The 16,704-nt window shown below is 64.8% G+C and carries 16 protein-coding genes and 1 tRNA gene; 14 read left to right on the top strand and 3 right to left on the bottom strand.

Translation table 11 applies throughout. The annotated features are described in order from the left end of the window. Complete coding sequence (locus IEX25_RS12850) at positions 1-285, bottom strand: SCP2 sterol-binding domain-containing protein (RefSeq protein WP_103171084.1); 285 nt, start codon at positions 283-285, stop codon at positions 1-3. A gap of 187 nt (positions 286-472) precedes the next feature. Between IEX25_RS12850 and IEX25_RS12845 the strand changes: the two genes are divergently transcribed. From IEX25_RS12845 to IEX25_RS12815, 7 genes are all read left to right on the top strand, one after another. Continuing rightward, positions 473-940 carry a hypothetical protein gene (locus IEX25_RS12845; protein WP_229665182.1) on the top strand — a complete coding sequence of 156 codons (468 nt, stop codon included), beginning with the start codon at positions 473-475 and terminating at the stop codon, positions 938-940. Between the two features lie 3 nt (positions 941-943). Next, positions 944-3,886 carry a helicase-related protein gene (locus IEX25_RS12840; protein WP_229665180.1) on the top strand — a complete coding sequence of 981 codons (2,943 nt, stop codon included), beginning with the start codon at positions 944-946 and terminating at the stop codon, positions 3,884-3,886. Beyond that, complete coding sequence (locus IEX25_RS12835) at positions 3,883-4,161, top strand: RNA-binding S4 domain-containing protein (RefSeq protein WP_188715398.1); 279 nt, start codon at positions 3,883-3,885, stop codon at positions 4,159-4,161. The genes IEX25_RS12840 and IEX25_RS12835 overlap by 4 nt, the downstream gene beginning before the upstream one ends. 148 nt (positions 4,162-4,309) lie before the next feature. Then, on the top strand, positions 4,310-4,648 hold the full coding sequence (gene fdxA / locus IEX25_RS12830; RefSeq protein ID WP_103171301.1) for a ferredoxin FdxA: 339 nt from the start codon (positions 4,310-4,312) through the stop codon (positions 4,646-4,648). A 348-nt stretch (positions 4,649-4,996) separates the two neighbouring features. Beyond that, entirely contained in the window at positions 4,997-5,506 is a 510-nt protein-coding gene (locus IEX25_RS12825) for a CarD family transcriptional regulator (RefSeq protein ID WP_103171086.1), read from the top strand. Positions 5,507-5,609: 103 nt separating this feature from the next. Continuing rightward, positions 5,610-6,077, top strand: a complete 468-nt coding sequence (locus tag IEX25_RS12820; protein WP_229665178.1) for a GNAT family N-acetyltransferase — start codon at positions 5,610-5,612, stop codon at positions 6,075-6,077. Positions 6,078-6,118: 41 nt separating this feature from the next. Continuing rightward, positions 6,119-6,195: transfer RNA gene (locus IEX25_RS12815), tRNA-Arg, on the top strand. Positions 6,196-6,217: 22 nt separating this feature from the next. Here the strand turns inward: IEX25_RS12815 and IEX25_RS12810 are convergent. Continuing rightward, the gene (locus IEX25_RS12810) at positions 6,218-7,684 is read right to left on the bottom strand and encodes an APC family permease (RefSeq protein ID WP_229665176.1); all 1,467 of its coding nucleotides are present in this window, start codon (positions 7,682-7,684) and stop codon (positions 6,218-6,220) included. Positions 7,685-7,760: 76 nt separating this feature from the next. Further along, positions 7,761-8,657: a LysR family transcriptional regulator gene (locus IEX25_RS12805; protein WP_188715396.1), complete on the bottom strand. Its 897-nt coding sequence runs from the start codon at positions 8,655-8,657 to the stop codon at positions 7,761-7,763. Between the two features lie 185 nt (positions 8,658-8,842). Here IEX25_RS12805 and IEX25_RS12800 point away from each other — a divergent pair, with 185 nt between their 5' ends. Genes IEX25_RS12800 through ggt form a run of 7 tightly spaced genes read left to right on the top strand, consistent with a single transcriptional unit; the run spans position 8,843 to position 16,703 of the window. Beyond that, positions 8,843-10,045, top strand: a complete 1,203-nt coding sequence (locus tag IEX25_RS12800; RefSeq protein ID WP_103171088.1) for an ABC transporter substrate-binding protein — start codon at positions 8,843-8,845, stop codon at positions 10,043-10,045. Positions 10,046-10,060: 15 nt separating this feature from the next. Further along, on the top strand, positions 10,061-10,831 hold the full coding sequence (locus IEX25_RS12795; protein ID WP_103171305.1) for an ABC transporter ATP-binding protein: 771 nt from the start codon (positions 10,061-10,063) through the stop codon (positions 10,829-10,831). Beyond that, positions 10,831-11,535 carry an ABC transporter ATP-binding protein gene (locus IEX25_RS12790; protein WP_188715392.1) on the top strand — a complete coding sequence of 235 codons (705 nt, stop codon included), beginning with the start codon at positions 10,831-10,833 and terminating at the stop codon, positions 11,533-11,535. The genes IEX25_RS12795 and IEX25_RS12790 overlap by 1 nt, the downstream gene beginning before the upstream one ends. Before the next feature lies 1 nt (position 11,536). Further along, the gene (locus IEX25_RS12785; RefSeq protein ID WP_188715390.1) at positions 11,537-12,424 is read left to right on the top strand and encodes a branched-chain amino acid ABC transporter permease; all 888 of its coding nucleotides are present in this window, start codon (positions 11,537-11,539) and stop codon (positions 12,422-12,424) included. A gap of 1 nt (position 12,425) precedes the next feature. Next, positions 12,426-13,424 (top strand): branched-chain amino acid ABC transporter permease, encoded by a 999-nt coding sequence (locus tag IEX25_RS12780; protein ID WP_188715388.1) that lies wholly within the window; start codon positions 12,426-12,428, stop codon positions 13,422-13,424. Then, positions 13,424-15,022 (top strand): GMC family oxidoreductase, encoded by a 1,599-nt coding sequence (locus tag IEX25_RS12775; RefSeq protein ID WP_188715387.1) that lies wholly within the window; start codon positions 13,424-13,426, stop codon positions 15,020-15,022. Before IEX25_RS12780 ends, IEX25_RS12775 begins: the two co-directional genes overlap by 1 nt. Continuing rightward, positions 15,009-16,703: a gamma-glutamyltransferase gene (gene ggt / locus IEX25_RS12770; protein WP_308421441.1), complete on the top strand. Its 1,695-nt coding sequence runs from the start codon at positions 15,009-15,011 to the stop codon at positions 16,701-16,703. Before IEX25_RS12775 ends, ggt begins: the two co-directional genes overlap by 14 nt. Position 16,704 lies beyond the last annotated feature (1 nt).

Below are 16,704 nucleotides of genomic sequence, written 5' to 3'. Positions count from 1 at the left end.
TCAGGACAGCGCTTGGCCCAGCTGCATGGCGACGCCCATCGACCCGTCGATCTTCAGCTTGCCGGTCATGAAGGCGGTGGCGGGGTTCACGCTGCCGTTCAGGATGCCTTCGAAGGTGTCACGATTGGCGAACAGCGTCACCTCGGCTTCTTCGTCGCCCGCGCGAACGCCGTTCTCGTCGATCATGATAGCGCCCTCATCCTCGATCACGAACTTGGCGGTCGAACCGAAGCTGCCGATCTTCTGGTTCAGTTTTTCGACGGCGGCATTCACAACATTGCTCATTTTCAGGTCTTTCCTTCGGTTGGGCTGGCGCCCGGCAGACGGGCTGGTTAAGATCCATGATATGCGCCCGGATTGCCACATTTTCCATAATGTCGTCGCGGCAATCCGCCATCGAATAGCTACGTTTTTCCTAATTTGCGCGACATTTCTGTTTGCAGGGGGCCTGGCTGCACAGGATCGCCCCGACATGGAGGAACTGTTTCGCCGTCTGGCCGAACCGCAGGGCGAAAGCTGGCGCATCGCCGAATCGGATATCCTGCGCGAATGGTCCAAGTCGGGATCCGCCGCGATGGATGTTCTGCTGCAACGGGGGGAAAAGGCCCTGGATGAAGGCGATCCCGCGACGGCCCTGGGCCATCTGACAGCCCTGACGGATCATGCCCCGGATTTCGCGACGGGATTTCAGGCCCGCGCCGCCGCCTATGCGGCCTTGGGCCAGTTCGGCCCCGCCATCGGCGACCTGGCGCGCGCGCTGCAACTGGAACCTCGTCATTTTCCCGCGCTGACGCAATTGGGCTTCATGCTGGAGGAAACGGGCGATATCGAACGCGCCCTTGCCGCCTATCGCGCAAGCCTGGCGATACATCCCCACCAGCAAGAGGCGATTGATGGCGCGGCGCGTCTGGAACGCCAGCAAGACGGCACCGATATCTAGCCCATGACAATTCATGAACGCGGCCGCGTCACGGCCATCCTTGGCCCGACCAATACCGGGAAAACCCATTACGCGATCGAGCGGATGCTGGCCCATCGCACCGGCGTCATCGGCCTGCCGCTGCGTCTTCTGGCGCGCGAGGTCTATGACCGCATCGTGCGTGCGCGGGGGCCTTCGGTCGTGGCCCTTGTCACGGGCGAAGAACGGATCGTCCCGGAACGGGTGCAATACTGGGTCGCCACCACCGAGGCTATGCCCGACATTGCCGCCGATTTCGTGGCCATCGACGAGATCCAGCTTTGCGCCGATCCCGAACGCGGCCATGTCTTCACCGACCGGCTGCTGAAGATGCGCGGGCTGCACGAGACGCTGTTTCTGGGCAGCGACACGATGCGCCCGGCCATCGCCCAACTGATCCCCGGCGTGCAGTTCCAGCGGCGTGACCGGCTGTCGCAACTGTCCTGGTCGGGGTCGAAGAAGCTGTCGCGGATGCCGGCGCGGTCGGCCATCGTCGGATTTTCCGTCGATGACGTCTATGCCATGGCCGAACTGATCCGGCGGCAGAAAGGCGGCTGCGCGGTGGTGATGGGCGCGCTGTCGCCCCGCACCCGCAACGCCCAGGTCGCGATGTATCAGGCCGGAGAGGTGGATTACCTGGTCGCCACCGATGCCATCGGCATGGGCCTGAACCTGGATATCCGGCATGTGGCCTTTTCCGCCACGCACAAGTTCGACGGCCGCCGCGTCCGCCCGCTGTTCCCGCACGAGATGGGCCAGATCGCGGGCCGGGCAGGGCGCCATACCGAATCCGGCACCTTCGGCGTCACCGGAGAGGCCGAGATCCTGGACGAAGGCCTGATCGACGCGATCGAGAACCATCGCTTCGCCCCGATCCAGCGGCTGACCTGGCGCAATTCGGACCTGCAATTCGGCACGATGGACCGGCTGGTCGAAAGCCTGGAGGCGCCGTCGGGCCATGCCTTGCTGGGCAAGGGGCGGGATGCCGATGACGTGCAGGCGCTCAAGACCCTGCGCGAATTGCCGGAAATCCGCGACCGCGTGCGCGGCGGGCAGGACGTGCGGCTTTTGTGGGATGTCTGCCGCGTGCCGGATTTCCGCGGCATTTCCCCTGCCGAACACACCAGTTTGCTGGCGCGAATCTTCGGGTTCCTGCAGGATGGGGCGATCCCGTCCGACTGGCTGGGCAATGCGATCAAGCGGATCGACCGGACGCATGGCGACATCGACGCCATCTCGAAGCGGCTGGCCTATATCCGCACCTGGACCTATGTCGCGCAGAGATCTGGCTGGGTTCAGGACGAAAGCCATTGGCGCGGCGAGACGCGCGCGGTAGAAGACCGATTGTCAGACGCCTTGCACGCGGCGCTGACCCAACGATTTGTGGACCGGCGCACCTCGGTGCTGCTGCGCCGGCTCAAGCAGAAGGAGAGCCTTGTGGCCGAAGTGAACGACAAGGGCGAAGTGACGGTCGAGGGCGAATTTGCCGGCCGTCTGGAAGGTTTCCGCTTTCGCCCCGACCAGACCGGATCGGCCGACGAGGCACGGATGCTGAACCGCGCCAGCTACGAGGCGCTGCGCCCCGAGTTCCACCTGAGAGCGGATCGGTTCTATAACGCGCCCGATACCGAGCTGGATTACACCGAACAGGGCGGCCTGATGTGGGGCGCCTCTGCCGTCGGCAAGCTGGTGCGCGGGTCGGATGCGCTGCATCCCGGCGTCGAGGTTTTCGTGGATGAGGAAGCCGGCCCCGAGATCGCCGAGAAGGTGAAGCGCCGGCTGCAGCATTTCATCGACCGCAAGGTCGCCGCGCTGTTCGAGCCCCTGTTGACCCTGCAGAAGGACGAAGCCCTGACCGGCCTTGCGCGCGGCTTCGCCTTCCGGTTGGTCGAATCGCTGGGCATCCTGCCGCGTGATGGCGTGGCGCACGAGGTGAAGGAACTGGACCAGGACGCGCGCGGCGCGCTGCGCAAGCACGGCGTCCGCTTCGGCCAATTCACGATCTTCATGCCCGCGCTGCTGAAGCCCGCGCCGACCCGGCTGCGGCTGGTCCTGTGGTCGCTGGCGGAAGGCCTGGACACCTTCCCGGAAAGCCCGCCCCCCGGCCTTGTCACGATCCCGCATATCGCCGACGTGCCGGAACAGCATTATACGCTGTCAGGCTATCGCCCCGCCGGAGACCGCGCGATCCGCATCGACATGCTGGAACGGCTGGCTGACCTGCTGCGCACCCAGGACACGCGCGGCGGCTTCGAGGCGAATCCCGACATGCTGTCGATCACCGGCATGACGCTGGAACAGTTCTCTCGTCTGATGGAAGGCCTGGGCTATGCCGCCGAAAAGGGCGAACGGGCCAAGGTCAAGGCAGCCGAGGCGCCGGTCGCGGTGCCCGCGCCCGAGGGCGAGGCCTCCGACGCGCCGATGACCGAGGAGGAAAGCGTCCTTGCGGCCGAGACCCGGGCACGCTGGGAAGCCGAGCAGGCCGAAAAGCGCCGCCTCGAGGCCGAGGCCGCAGGCGAGCCTGTCGAGGAGGCCGCCCCCGAGATGGAGGTCTTCTATACCTTCCGCTGGGCACCGAAACCCCGCCCGAACCGTCGTCCGCAAGGCGACGGGCAGGGGCGTCGCGGCGGGCCGCGCCGTGACGCCGCGCAGGATGGTCCGCGCGAACCCCGCGCCGAACGGCAGGATCGGGGCGAACGTCCGGCGCAAGGCGACCGTCAGGGCCGCCCGGAAGGCGGACGCCCCAACCGGGAACGCCGCGAGGACCGCAATCATGGCGAAGGCGGCAAGCCGCGCGGCAAGGACAACTTCAAGAAGGGCGGCAAGCCGCAGCACAACAAGCCTGCGACCTTCTCCTCGCGTCCCGAGAGGAAGGCCGATCCCGACAGTCCCTTCGCGATCCTTGCGGCCTTGAAGGACAAGAAGTGACCGACGGACTGGACGGCATCCGTCTGGACAAGTGGCTGTTCTTCGCGCGGGTCTTCAAGTCCCGCGCGATTGCCGTCGAACGGATCGAGGCGGGCGGCGTCCGGGTGAACGATCAGCCCTGCAACAAGCCTGGCAAGCTGGTCCGGCCCGGCGACCGGATCGTGGTGTCGGCCTTCGGCCATGTTCGCGCCCTCGAGGTTGCGGCGCTTGGCCATCGGCGTGGTCCCGCGACGGAAGCGCAGGGCCTTTATCTCGACCTGGACGAACAGGCCTGACGGCCCGATGTTCGTCGCTGCCGCACCCTTTGGGAAAGGCATTTGCGCCTTCAGGCCTTTCGGCGAACGGCAGTCTTTTCCAAGGCTGCGGCCTTGAATGATCAGCCGCCGGGGCGTAACTAGCGCCCTGACGGAGATGGAGCCTGCGATGACCTATGTCGTGACCGATAATTGCATCATGTGCAAATACACCGACTGCGTCGAGGTCTGCCCGGTAGATTGTTTCTATGAGGGCGAGAACACCTTGGTCATTCATCCCGACGAGTGCATCGACTGCGGCGTCTGCGAACCGGAATGCCCTGCCGACGCGATCAGGCCCGATACCGAGCCGGCGATGGAAACTTGGGTCGAGTTCAACCGGAAGTATTCCGAAATCTGGCCGGTCATCACCCAGAAGAAAGAACCCCTGCCCACCGCCGCCGAAATGGACGGTGTGTCGGGCAAGTTGGAGAAATACTTTTCCGAGGCGCCCGGCGAAGGCGATTGATCGGTCCAGGCGACGTCGCGTCAATCATGACGCGATTCGAAGCCCTCAACTGGCCCGACCACTGGAAGGTCGGGACAAGTCTTTGACAAATTGTCGAAAATTATCCTTGTTCTGCGGCTTTGACGCTTGATCGCGACGCTTTTTTTGGCGTCCATTTTGTGTTATGATCTCGCTATATTCGCATCTGATGGGAGTCAGAGGCCCAAAGGATGTGCGCCCCAAGCTTACCGTTTTCCTGCCTCTGCCGGGCGGAAACAACCTGACGACAATGAACAGGCCGGAGGCAGTTTGGCTGCTTTCGGTTCTTTTGTGTCCTTCTTCCGGAAGGCACTACCTAGAGGAAGCCAGATGTCCAAGACCAAGAAGAACGAATTTCGCCCTGATGATTTCGTCGTCTATCCGGCCCATGGTGTCGGCCGGATCGTGTCGATCGAAGAGCAGGAAGTCGCAGGGCTGCGGTTGGAGATGTTCGTCATCTCCTTTGAGAAAGACAAGATGACCCTGCGCGTTCCGACCGCCCGCGCGTCCGAGATCGGGATGCGGAGCCTGTCGACGCCTGACCTGATCGACCGTGCGCTGGAAACCCTGAAGGGCAAGGCCCGTGTGAAACGCGCCATGTGGTCGCGCCGCGCGCAGGAATATGACCAGAAGATCAACTCGGGCGATCTGATGTCCATTGCCGAGGTCGTGCGCGACCTGCATCGCAACGACGATCAGCGCGAACAGTCCTATTCCGAACGCCAGCTTTACGAAGCGGCCCTGGACCGCCTGACCCGCGAAGTGGCGGCCGTCAACGGGCTGGATGAAGGCGCCGCCCAGAAGCGGGTCGAGGAAGTGCTGCTGACCCGCGCCGCCTGATTGTTTTCCGACTTTCTGAAGGGCGGTCCGCGGGGCCGCCCTTTTTCGATTCTGCCGCAATCGCTGCAACGCTTGCCTGCCGCGCCCCCCACCCGAGGTTGCCTTGACTCAGTCCCTGTCCTTTACCCTTGAATCCCCGCTGACCGAAGACCTGGGCCTGCTGTTTCAGCGGCACACGGCGGAAATGCATGCTGATACGCCGCCCGAATCCATTCACATGATGCCGCGCGAAACTCTGGTCTCGCCGGACATCGACTTTTTCGTACTTCGGCGGGACGGTATCGCGGTGGGAATGGCCGCGCTGAAGCGCCTGGACCCCATGCATGGAGAGATCAAGTCCATGCACGTCCTGGCCGAGGCCCGGGGGGCGGGGTTGTCGCGGCTGATGCTGGACCGGCTGTCGGACCACGCCCGGCAGTCGGGGCTGACGCGCCTGTCGCTGGAAACCGGGGCGCAGGCCAGTTTTGCGGCGGCGCGGCGCCTGTATGCGCGCGGTGGTTTTGCCGAATGCCCGCCCTTCGGCGCGTATCAACCGGATCCGAACAGCGTTTTCATGACGCGCATGCTGTGACTTGCGCATCGCCGCGCAATCCCGCAAGAGATCGGCCAGACGGTCCCGTAGCTCAACTGGATAGAGCAGCCGACTTCTAATCGGCAGGTTGAGGGTTCGATTCCTTCCGGGATCGCCATTTTTGCCAAGGTGCGTGACGATCAGTTCCTTGGCGAATCCCCATGATGTTCCCGCATCTGGTCGATGTCGCCCATGCTGCCCGGATGGGGCTTGTGCCGCGCCTTGTTCCAGACCCAGGTTGCCGCCCACAGCACGATCCCGATGCCCAGCAGCCATCCGGCGATGCGGTATTGATCCATCTGCGCTGAACTGCGCGCCCAGGGACCGGCCAGGAAGGCGCAGGTCACCGCGCCGATCCAGGGGGTGATCCTGGGGGCGCGGAAATGGTCGTGTCCGGCGGGATGCCGGCGCAGCACGATCAGCGATATGTTGACCACCGTGAACACGCACAGCAACAGCAGCGACGTCGTGCCGCCCAGCAGGCTGACCGCCGGAAGGTTCGATCGCGTGACCACGAAATAGATCAGCCCGAAAGCCAGGGCCGTCGTGAACAGGATCGCCACCCAGGGCGTGCGGCGGGTGTGATGGACGAGCCCCAGACCGTGCGGCAGCACCCTCTGCCGCGCCAGGCCATAGAGGAGCCGGCTGGCCATCAGCATGTTGATCAGCGCCGAATTGGCGACAGCGAACATGCCGATGAAGGGAAAGATCGTGTCGAAGGGCAGGTTGGGCGCGCCCGCGCGCACGACCTGGGTCAGGGCCGAGCCCTTGTCGGGGTCGGACAGGTCGCCCACCGGCACCAACGCCACCGCGCAGATGGACACCAGCACATAGATCACGCCGGTGATCGCCAGCCCCATCAGCATGATGCGGGGGAAGATGCGGACGGGATCCTTGACCTCCTCGGCCATGTTGACCGAATCCTCGAAGCCCACCATGGCGAAGAAGGCCAGGGCGGTGGCGGCGGTCAGGGACAGGAAGGCGCCCTTTTCCTCGGACGAGCGAAAGACCATCACTTCGGAAAAGTCAGCGCGGCCCTGGGACATGGCATAGAAGCCCACGAAGATGATCATCAGAAGCCCGGTCAATTCAACGCAGGTCAGGATCACGTTCGCCTTGACGCTTTCACCCACCCCGCGCAGGTTGATGACCGCGACCAGGGCCATGAAGCCAAGCGCGATCAGCAGGATCCCGGCACCGCCCTTTTCGAAGCCCAGCCCGAAGCCATCGTTCAGGAAGCCGGCGAATGCGTTCGACGCGGTCGAGGCCGAGGTGATCCCCGAGCACATCACCGTAAAGGCCACAAGGAAGGTCAGGAAATGGATGCCGAAGGCGCGATGGGCATAAAGCGCGGCGCCTGCCGCCTGAGGATAGCGCGTCACCAGTTCCAGATAGGAAAGCGCCGTGATCGTGGCGACCAGGAACGCGATCAGGAAGGGCGCCCAAGCGGCGCCACCCACCTCGGCCGCGACGGTCCCGGTCAGGGCATAGACGCCGGTTCCCAGGATGTCGCCCACGATGAACAAGAGCAGCAGCTTTGGTCCCATGACGCGGTGAAGTTCGGGTTGATGCGACGCGGGCGCCGCGGGTTGATATGCCTCGGCCATGTCCACCTCCTTGACCTTTCGTCAAGCGCCAGACTGTTCCCCAAGTTGCATTGCGGCAAGAAAAATCACCTGTCGCCTAGGTCAGGCGCACCAGGTCCGAACCCCGGGCGCGCAGGCTGTCGGTCAGGAAGGCGATCACCGCGCGTTCCCGGCGCATGGTGCGGACGTCGCGATGGCAGGTCAGCCAATAGCTGCGGGTCAGCGTCACCTCGTCGGGCAGGATGATCCGCAGTTCAGGATATTTCGCCGCGATGTAATGAGGCAGAACGACAACCCCCAGGTGATTGCGCGCGGCCGCCAACTGGTTGAAGATGCTAGAGCTTTTGACCGACGCCCGAATGCCCGGCAGGACCTCGTTCAGATAATCCAGGCCGGGGGCGAAGATCATTTCCTCGATATAGCCGATGATGCGATGCGCCCGCAGGTCGTCGCGCCGGACAATGGCGGGGTGCCCGGCCAAGTAAGTCTCGGTCGCGTAGAGATGCAGGGTATAGTTCGCCATCCGTTCGGACCGGTAAGGTCCGCTGGAGATCGGATCCAGGGTCACGGACATGTCCGCCTCGCGCCGCGACAGCGACAGGATCTGCGGCATGGTGATCAGTTCCAGCGAAATCAGCGGGAACTGCGTGATGAAGTCGGGCCACAGGTGCTGGGAAAAGAGGCTGGCGAAACCTTCCGGCACCGCCAGCCGCAACGGCCCGGCCTGGCGCGACGCGGCCCCCTGGTCAACGGGGATCTGGTCGGCTGCCTCCTCCATCCGTTCGGCGGTTTCGACTAGGCGACGGCCTGCGGGGGTCGGTTCGTATCCGCGCGGGTTGCGTTCGAACAGCCGCGCGTTGAGCGCCTGTTCCAGCCGGTCGATCCGCCGGGACACAGTGACATGCGACGTGCCCAGCACCCGTGCCGCCCGCGACAACTGTCCTTCGCGCGCTACGGCCAGAAAGAATTGCAGGTCGTCCCAGCTTAGTGCCATTGTTCAAATATGTTCAAAACCTGAACGAAATTAGACTGCATTGAACGCTTGTGTCAAAGTGACTTTGAGGTCATCCTTTGGTCGAACGAGGGCTGGAGGAGAGGCCTTCGTCAACATGAACAGGTCATTTTCCCGGATCGCGGTCTCTGCCGCGGTGCCGAAGGATCATGCCCAAGGGAGGTCGTATGCGTAAACTACTGTTGTCTGCCGCGTCCGTCGGTGTAATGGCCGCGCCTGCGGTGGCCGAGATTTCGGACGGCAAGGTCAAGATCGGGATCCTGAACGACCAGTCGGGCGTCTATTCCGACTTCGGCGGCAAGAATTCCTATGAAGCCGCGCTGATGGCGGTCGAGGATTTCGGCGGCACCGTGCTGGACGCCCCGATCGAGGTGGTGACCGCCGACCACCAGAACAAGGCCGACATCGCCTCGAACATCGCGCGCCAGTGGTATGACACCGAACAGGTGGACAGCATCATGGAGCTGACGACATCTTCGGTGGCCCTTGCCGTTCAGGCACTGTCCACCGAGAAGCAGAAGATCACAATGACCACCGGGGCGGCGACGACGGAACTGACCGGCGCGCAATGTTCCCCTTACGGCTTCCACTGGGCCTATGACACGCATGCCCTGGCCGTGGGCACCGGCGGCGCGTTGGTGCAGGAAGGCGGCGACAGCTGGTTCTTCCTGACCGCGGATTACGCCTTCGGCTATTCGCTGGAAGAACAGACCAGCAGCTTCGTCACCGAAAAAGGCGGCACGATCACCGGGTCGGTGCGTCACCCGCTGGCGACGACCGACTTTTCGTCCTTCCTGCTGCAGGCCCAGGCTTCGGGCGCCAAGGTCATCGGCCTGGCCAATGCCGGCGCCGACACGCAGAACGCCATCAAGCAGGCCGCGGAATTCGGAATCACCCAGGGCGGGCAGAAGCTGGCCGCGCTGCTGTTCACGCTGGCCGATGTCCACGGGCTGGGCGCCGAGGCCGCGCAGGGCCTGAACCTGACCGAAAGCTTCTACTGGAAGCGCGATGCCCAGTCCGAGGAATTCGGCCGCCGCTTCATGGAGCGCACCGGGTCGATGCCGAACATGATCCACGCCGGCACCTATTCCACGGTCATGTCCTATCTGAAGGCCATCGAGGCCGCCGGAACGGACGAAACCGAAGCCGTCGCCGCCAAGCTGCATGAACTGCCGGTCAACGACGTCTTCGCCCAGGACGGCAAGGTCGGCGCCAACGGCCGGCTGATCAAGGATGTCTATCTGATGGAGGTGAAGGCCCCCGCCGACATCACCGAGGAATGGGACTATTACAACGTCCTGGCGACCATTCCGGGGGACGAGGCCTATCTGGATCCGGCTGAAAGCGGCTGCCCGCTGGTCACGCAGTAAGGCATACAGATGAGCATTGCGCCTGTCATGACGCAATCCGAACCGCGGGTGGTGCTTACCGCCCGCGGTCTTGGCAAGGATTTCGCGGGCTTTACCGCCGTCAACAATGTCGATCTGGATGTCGAACATGCGCGCATCCACGCGCTGATCGGACCGAACGGGGCGGGAAAGACCACGGTCTTCAACCTGCTGACCAAGTTCCTGCAGCCCACGCGCGGCAAGATCACGCTGCTGGGCCAGGACATCACCCAGACCAAGCCCGACAAGGTGGCCCGGATGGGGCTGGTTCGGTCGTTCCAGATCTCGGCCGTGTTTCCGCACCTGACCGTGCGCGAGAACGTCAAGGTCGCGCTGCAGCGTCCGGCGGGTCTGGCCGTGCAGTTCTGGAAGCCGCTGTCCTCGCTGGACCGGTTGAACGGGCGCGCGGACCAGTTGATCGACGACCTGGGCCTGACGCCCTATCGCGACCACCGCGCCGCAGACCTGTCCTATGGCCGCAAGCGCGTGCTGGAGATCGCGACGACCCTCGCGCTCGACCCCGAGGTGCTGCTGCTGGACGAACCCATGGCCGGCATGGGCCAGGAGGATGTGCGCATGGTTGCGGACATCATCCGCGATGTCGCGCAAACCCGCGCCGTGCTGATGGTCGAGCATAACCTGAACGTGGTCGCCGACATCTGCCACCACGTCACCGTGCTGCAACGGGGCGAGATCATCGCGACCGGCGATTACGCCACGGTATCCGCCGATCCGCGCGTGCGCACCGCCTATATGGGAACCGAATGATGACGGCTCCGCTTCTGGAAACTGCCGGGCTGCAGGCCTGGTATGGCGAAAGCCATGTGCTGCATGGCGTGGACCTGCACGTCAACGAAGGCGAGATGATCTGCATCCTGGGCCGCAACGGGATGGGAAAGACGACGACGCTGCGCACGATCATGGGCATCCTGCGCAAGCGCACCGGCCGCATCACCTTCGCGGGCCAGGACATGATGTCCGTGCCCCTGCACAAGACCGCCCGCGCCGGCGTGGGCTTCGTCCCCGAGGAACGCGGCATCTTCGCGACCCTTTCGGTCGAGGAAAACCTGATGCTGCCGCCCAAGGTCGCCGATGGCGGCATGTCGGTGGCCGAGATCTATGACCTGTTCCCCAACCTGCAGGAACGTCGCAACAGCCCCGGCACCAAGCTGTCGGGGGGCGAACAGCAGATGCTGGCCATGGCGCGCATCCTGCGCACCGGCGCGCGCTGCCTGTTGCTGGACGAACCGACCGAGGGTCTGGCCCCTGTCATCATCAACGCCATCGGGGACGTCCTGCGCAAACTGAAACAACGCGGCATGACCGTGGTGCTGGTGGAACAGAACTTCCGCTTCGCCGCCAAGGTCGCCGACCGCTTCTATCTGATGGACCATGGCACCATGACCGCCGAATTCCCGGTATCCGAGCTGCCGAACCGGATGGACCTGCTGCATCGGGAACTGGGGGTGTGACATGACCATGATCTTCGGCATTCCCGTCCAGGCCCTGATGGGGCAGCTTCTGGTCGGACTGATCAACGGCAGCTTTTATGCGCTGCTCTCGCTTGGCCTTGCGGTCATCTTCGGCCTGTTGCGCGTGATCAACTTCGCGCATGGCGCGCAATACATGATGGGCGCCTTTGCCGCGCTGCTGCTGCTGACCGTGGGCGGCGTCAACTATTGGCTGGCGCTGATCCTGGCCCCGGTGATCGTGGGCCTGTTCGGCGCCGTCGTGGAACGCACGATGCTGTCGCGCCTGTACAAGCTGGACCATCTTTACGGCCTTCTGTTCACCTTCGGCCTCGCCTTGGCGATCGAGGGGACGTTCCGTTACTTCTATGGCGCGTCGGGGATGCCCTATGCGGCGCCCGCGGCGCTGACGGGCGCGGTCAACCTGGGCTTCATGTTCCTGCCCATCTATCGCGGCTGGGTCGTGGTCGCCTCGTTGATCGTCTGCCTTGCCGTCTGGTTCATGATCGAGAAGACCAAGCTGGGCGCATACTTGCGCGCGGCTACGGAAAACCCGACACTGGTGCAAAGCTTCGGCATCAACGTGCCCCTGCTGCTGACGCTGACCTATGCGCTTGGCGCGGGGCTTGCGGCCTTCGCGGGCGTGCTGGCCGCGCCGGTCTATCAGGTCAGCCCGCTGATGGGGTCGAACCTGATCATCATCGTCTTCGCGGTGGTCGTGGTCGGCGGCATGGGATCCATCCTGGGGGCCATCATCACCGGCTACATGCTGGGCGTGGTCGAGGGATTGACCAAGGTCTTCTACCCCGAGGCGTCCAACATCGTGATCTTCGTCATCATGGCGATCGTCTTGATCCTGCGGCCTGCGGGCCTTTTCGGAAAGGATGCCTGACATGGCCGGCAAATCCGAACCCATCGCGTCCGAACATATCGCCATCCATCCCAAGGCGGGGCAGATCCAGCTTGTGCTGCTGGCCGTGATCGGGGCTGCGCTGCTGCTGGCGCCGCAGTTCCTGTATCCGATCTTCCTGATGAAGCTCTTGGCCTTCGGCCTGTTCGCGGCGGCCTTCAACCTGCTGCTGGGCTATACGGGCCTGCTGTCCTTCGGCCATGCCACCTTCTTCGGGGGCGCGGCCTATTTCACCGCCCATGCGGTGAAGGTCTGGGGTTGGCCGCCCGAGGCCGGGATCCTGCTGGGCGTCCTGGGCGCCGCGGCCCTGGGCCTGGTCATGGGTGCCATCGCCATCCGCCGCCAGGGCATCTATTTCGCCATGATCACGCTGGCCCTGTCGCAGATGTTCTTCTTCTTCTGCCTGCAGGCAGGCTTTACCCATGGCGAGGACGGCATCCAGTCGGTGCCGCGCGGCACCCTGTTCGGCATCTTCAACCTGTCTGACACGATGACCATGTATTACTTCGTCTTAGCCGTGTTCGTCATCGGGCTGCTGATCATCTGGCGCTTCGTGAATTCGCCCTTCGGGATGATCCTCAAGTCGATCCGCGAAAACGAACAGCGCGCGATCTCGCTGGGCTATTCGGTCAGCCGCTACAAGCTGGGGGCCTTCGTGATGTCGGCAGCGCTTGCGGGACTGGCTGGCGGCGTCAAGGCGCTGATCTTCCAGTTCGCCACGTTGACCGACGTGTCCTGGCAGATGTCGGGCGAGGTGATCCTGATGACGCTGCTGGGCGGCATCGGCACGCTGGCCGGTCCGGTCGTGGGCGCGGGGCTGGTGGTGACGCTGCAGAACTATCTGGCCACCTCTGACTTTCCGGTGACGATCATCACCGGCGTGGTCTTCATGGTCTGCGTGCTGGTCTTCCGTCGCGGCCTGATCGGCGAATTCTTCGCCAGCAGGCTGGGGCGCAGGCTCGGCTTCAGGTCGGAAAGCTGATGGAAAGCTATGATTACATCGTGATCGGCGCGGGCAGCGCCGGTTGCGTTCTGGCGAACCGCCTGTCTGCCGATCCCAAGGCCCGTGTCCTGCTGCTCGAGGCCGGGGGACGTGACAACTACCACTGGATCCACATTCCTGTCGGATACCTGTATTGCATAGGCAATCCGCGCACCGACTGGGGCTTCAAGACCCAGGCCGAGGAAGGGCTGAACGGCCGGTCGCTGCTGTATCCGCGCGGGCGCGTGCTGGGCGGATGCTCCTCGATCAACGGCATGATCTACATGCGCGGGCAGGCGGCCGATTACGACCACTGGCGCCAGCTTGGCTGCACCGGCTGGGGTTGGGACGACATCCTGCCGCTGTTCAAGGCGCAAGAGGATTTCTATCGCGGCGCCGACGACGCCCATGGCGCGGGCGGCGAATTGCGGGTCGAAACCGCGCGCGTCCGCTGGGCCGTGCTGGACGCCTTCATGGAGGCGGCGGAACAGGCGGGCATCCCGCGAACGACCGACTTCAACCGTGGCGACAACGAGGGCAGCGGCTATTTCGACGTGACCCAGCGCGCCGGCTGGCGGTGGAGCGCGGCCAAGGCCTTCCTGCGCCCCGTTATCAAGCGCCCCAACCTGCGCGTCCTGACCGGCGCCGAGGTCGAGCGTCTGGTGATCGAGGGGGGCGAGGTCCAGAGCGTCGTCTTCCACCACCTGGGCCGCCGCCAGCAGGTCCGTGCCACGCGCGAGACGGTCCTGTCCGCCGGGGCCATCGGATCGGTGCAGATCCTGGAACAATCCGGCATCGGGCGCGGCGATGTCCTGCAAGCCGCGGGCATCGCCCCGCAGGTCGAGGTGCCTTCGCTGGGCGAAAACCTGCAGGATCACCTGCAACTGCGGCTGGTCTATAAGGTGCGCGGCGTGCCCACGCTGAACGAAAAGGCCTCGCGCCTGATGGGCAAGGCCTCGATCGGGTTGGAATACCTGCTCAAGCGGTCGGGGCCGATGTCGATGGCCCCCAGCCAGCTGGGCATCTTCGCGAAATCCGGTCCCGACAAGGCCACGGCGGATCTTGAATTCCACGTCCAGCCCGTCAGCCTGGACAAGTTCGGCGATCCGGTCCATCCGTTCCCGGCCATGACCGCCAGCGTCTGCAACCTGCGTCCGGAAAGCCGCGGTTCCGTTCATGTGACCACGCCCGATTTCCGCGCGCATCCTGCGATCCGGCCCAATTACCTTTCGACCCCCGGCGACCGGGACGTGGCGGTCCGCGCGATCCGCCTGACGCGCAAGATCGCCGCGCAACCGGCCTTCACCCGCTATGACCCCAGCGAACATGTCCCCGGCATCGCCTTCCAGACCGACGACGACCTGGTCAAGGCGGCAGGCGCGGTGGGCACCACGATCTTTCACCCGGTCGGCACCTGCCGGATGGGCACGGACGATGGCGCCGTAGTCGATCCGCGCCTGCGGATGCGTGCGGTGGGGCGGCTGCGGATCGCCGATGCCTCGATCATGCCGACGATCACCAGCGGCAACACCAATGCGCCGGTGATGATGATCGCGGAAAAGGCCGCCCGGATGATGCTGGAGGATGCGCGCGCTTGATCCCGCCATCCCCAACGGCCAAGCTGGCCGCGAACAGCGGAATCCCGGCATGACCCTTCCCTTCACCTGCGAGAAAAGCCCCGCCTCTGGTTCGCGGGGGGTGGTGGTCGCGAATGCGCCCTTGGGAACGATGGCGGGGTCCGAGATGCTGGCCATCGGCGGCAATGCCGTGGACGCCGCCGTCGCCGCGCTGCTGACGCTGACCGTGGTGGAGCCGATGATGGTCGGCATCGCAGGCGGCGGCATCGCGCATCTGCGGCTGGCGGACGGGCGGCATGTGGTGATCGATGTGCTGTCGGTGGCCGGGCAGGGTGCGCGGGCGGACATGTTCACCCCGGTGTCCGACCTGCCCGACACCTATATGGAGACCGAGGAGCGGAGAAACCGCGTCGGCCCCTCGGCCGTCGCGGTGCCGGGAAACCTGCGCGGCTGGTTCCTGATGCAGCAGCGATACGGGCGGCTGCCATGGGCCGATGTGGTCGAACCGGCGATCCGCGCGGCGGCCCGTGGCTTTGCCGTCAGCCCCTATCTGCACGGCGCGATCCTGGAACATCGCGCCGACCTTTGCACTGACCCGGAGATGGCACGGATGTTCCTGCCCGATGGGGTTCCGCTGCAACCGGGCGCGCGGCTGGTCATGGGCGATTACGCGGAAAGCCTGCGGTTGATCCAGTCCCAGGGCGACGCGGCCCTGCATGGCGGTGATCTGGGCCGCGCCCTGGCGGACCGGCTGGCGGCAGGCGACGGCCATGTCACGCTGGACGACCTGACGGCGGCACGCGCCGTTCAGCGTCAGGCGATCCTTGGCACTTATCGCGGCCATACCATTGCCGGACCGCCGCCGCCCGCGTCCTCGGGCGTGCATGTCGTCCAGATGCTGAACATGCTGGAACCCCACGATCTGCGCGGCATGGGTTTCGGCAATCCCGACGCAATGGACCTGATGGCCCGCGCCATTGCCCTGGCCTTCGAGGATCGGCGGCAGGCATCGGGCGATCCCGATTTCGTGGATGTGCCGGTCGAACGCTTCACCGACAAGAACTATGCCCGGCAGCGGATGGAACAACGCGCCGGAACGGCCAGGCCGGTCGTCCATGAAAGCCGCGACACGACCCATGTGACCGTGGCGGATGCGGACGGCACCATCGTCAGCGCGACGCATACGATCAACGGGCTATGGGGAGCCTGCTTCATGGTGCCGGGGACCGGGATCATCCCCAACAACTATATGCTGAACTATGACCCGCGCCCCGGCCGGGCACTGTCGGTGGCGCCGGGCAAGCGGGTGCCGACATCCATGGCGCCGATGATCGTGCTGCGCGACGGGCGCCCGGTCTTCGCGCTGGGCCTGCCGGGGGCGGTGCGGATCTTCCCCTCGGCCATGCAGGCGATCGTGAACCTGATCGACCACGGCATGACCCTGCAGCAGGCGGTCGAGGCCCCGCGCCTGTGGACCGAGGGGCATCACCTGGAACTGGAACCCGGCCTTACCGCGCAGGCCGACGCGATGCGCGCGCGCGGCCACGACGTGCGGCTGGTCAAGACCATCGGCGGCGGCATGAACGCCATCGCCTTCGCACCCGACGGCACCATGACCGGCGCGGCCTGCTGGCGCGCGGACGGCACCGTCATGGCCCAGGGCGGCGGGTTGGCCCGGCCCGGCATCCGGTTCGTGATATGAC

Source organism: Paracoccus acridae (assembly GCF_014642735.1).
GTDB classification, from domain to species: domain Bacteria; phylum Pseudomonadota; class Alphaproteobacteria; order Rhodobacterales; family Rhodobacteraceae; genus Paracoccus; species Paracoccus acridae.
This window is presented reverse-complemented; position numbering and strand designations above follow the sequence as displayed.

What these genes read in the sequence shown, in the direction of transcription:
- IEX25_RS12785 (WP_188715390.1), top strand. Translation starts at nt 11,537, where the DNA reads ATGACCATGATCTTCGGCATTCCCGTCCAGGCCCTGATGGGGCAGCTT.
- IEX25_RS12790 (WP_188715392.1), top strand. Translation starts at nt 10,831, where the DNA reads ATGACGGCTCCGCTTCTGGAAACTGCCGGGCTGCAGGCCTGGTATGGC.
- IEX25_RS12780 (WP_188715388.1), top strand. Translation starts at nt 12,426, where the DNA reads ATGGCCGGCAAATCCGAACCCATCGCGTCCGAACATATCGCCATCCAT.
- IEX25_RS12800 (WP_103171088.1), top strand. Translation starts at nt 8,843, where the DNA reads ATGCGTAAACTACTGTTGTCTGCCGCGTCCGTCGGTGTAATGGCCGCG.
- IEX25_RS12825 (WP_103171086.1), top strand. Translation starts at nt 4,997, where the DNA reads ATGTCCAAGACCAAGAAGAACGAATTTCGCCCTGATGATTTCGTCGTC.
- ggt (WP_308421441.1), top strand. Translation starts at nt 15,009, where the DNA reads ATGCGCGCGCTTGATCCCGCCATCCCCAACGGCCAAGCTGGCCGCGAA.
- IEX25_RS12775 (WP_188715387.1), top strand. Translation starts at nt 13,424, where the DNA reads ATGGAAAGCTATGATTACATCGTGATCGGCGCGGGCAGCGCCGGTTGC.
- IEX25_RS12805 (WP_188715396.1), bottom strand. Translation starts at nt 8,657, where the DNA reads ATGGCACTAAGCTGGGACGACCTGCAATTCTTTCTGGCCGTAGCGCGC.
- fdxA (WP_103171301.1), top strand. Translation starts at nt 4,310, where the DNA reads ATGACCTATGTCGTGACCGATAATTGCATCATGTGCAAATACACCGAC.
- IEX25_RS12840 (WP_229665180.1), top strand. Translation starts at nt 944, where the DNA reads ATGACAATTCATGAACGCGGCCGCGTCACGGCCATCCTTGGCCCGACC.
- IEX25_RS12845 (WP_229665182.1), top strand. Translation starts at nt 473, where the DNA reads ATGGAGGAACTGTTTCGCCGTCTGGCCGAACCGCAGGGCGAAAGCTGG.
- IEX25_RS12810 (WP_229665176.1), bottom strand. Translation starts at nt 7,684, where the DNA reads ATGGCCGAGGCATATCAACCCGCGGCGCCCGCGTCGCATCAACCCGAA.
- IEX25_RS12850 (WP_103171084.1), bottom strand. Translation starts at nt 285, where the DNA reads ATGAGCAATGTTGTGAATGCCGCCGTCGAAAAACTGAACCAGAAGATC.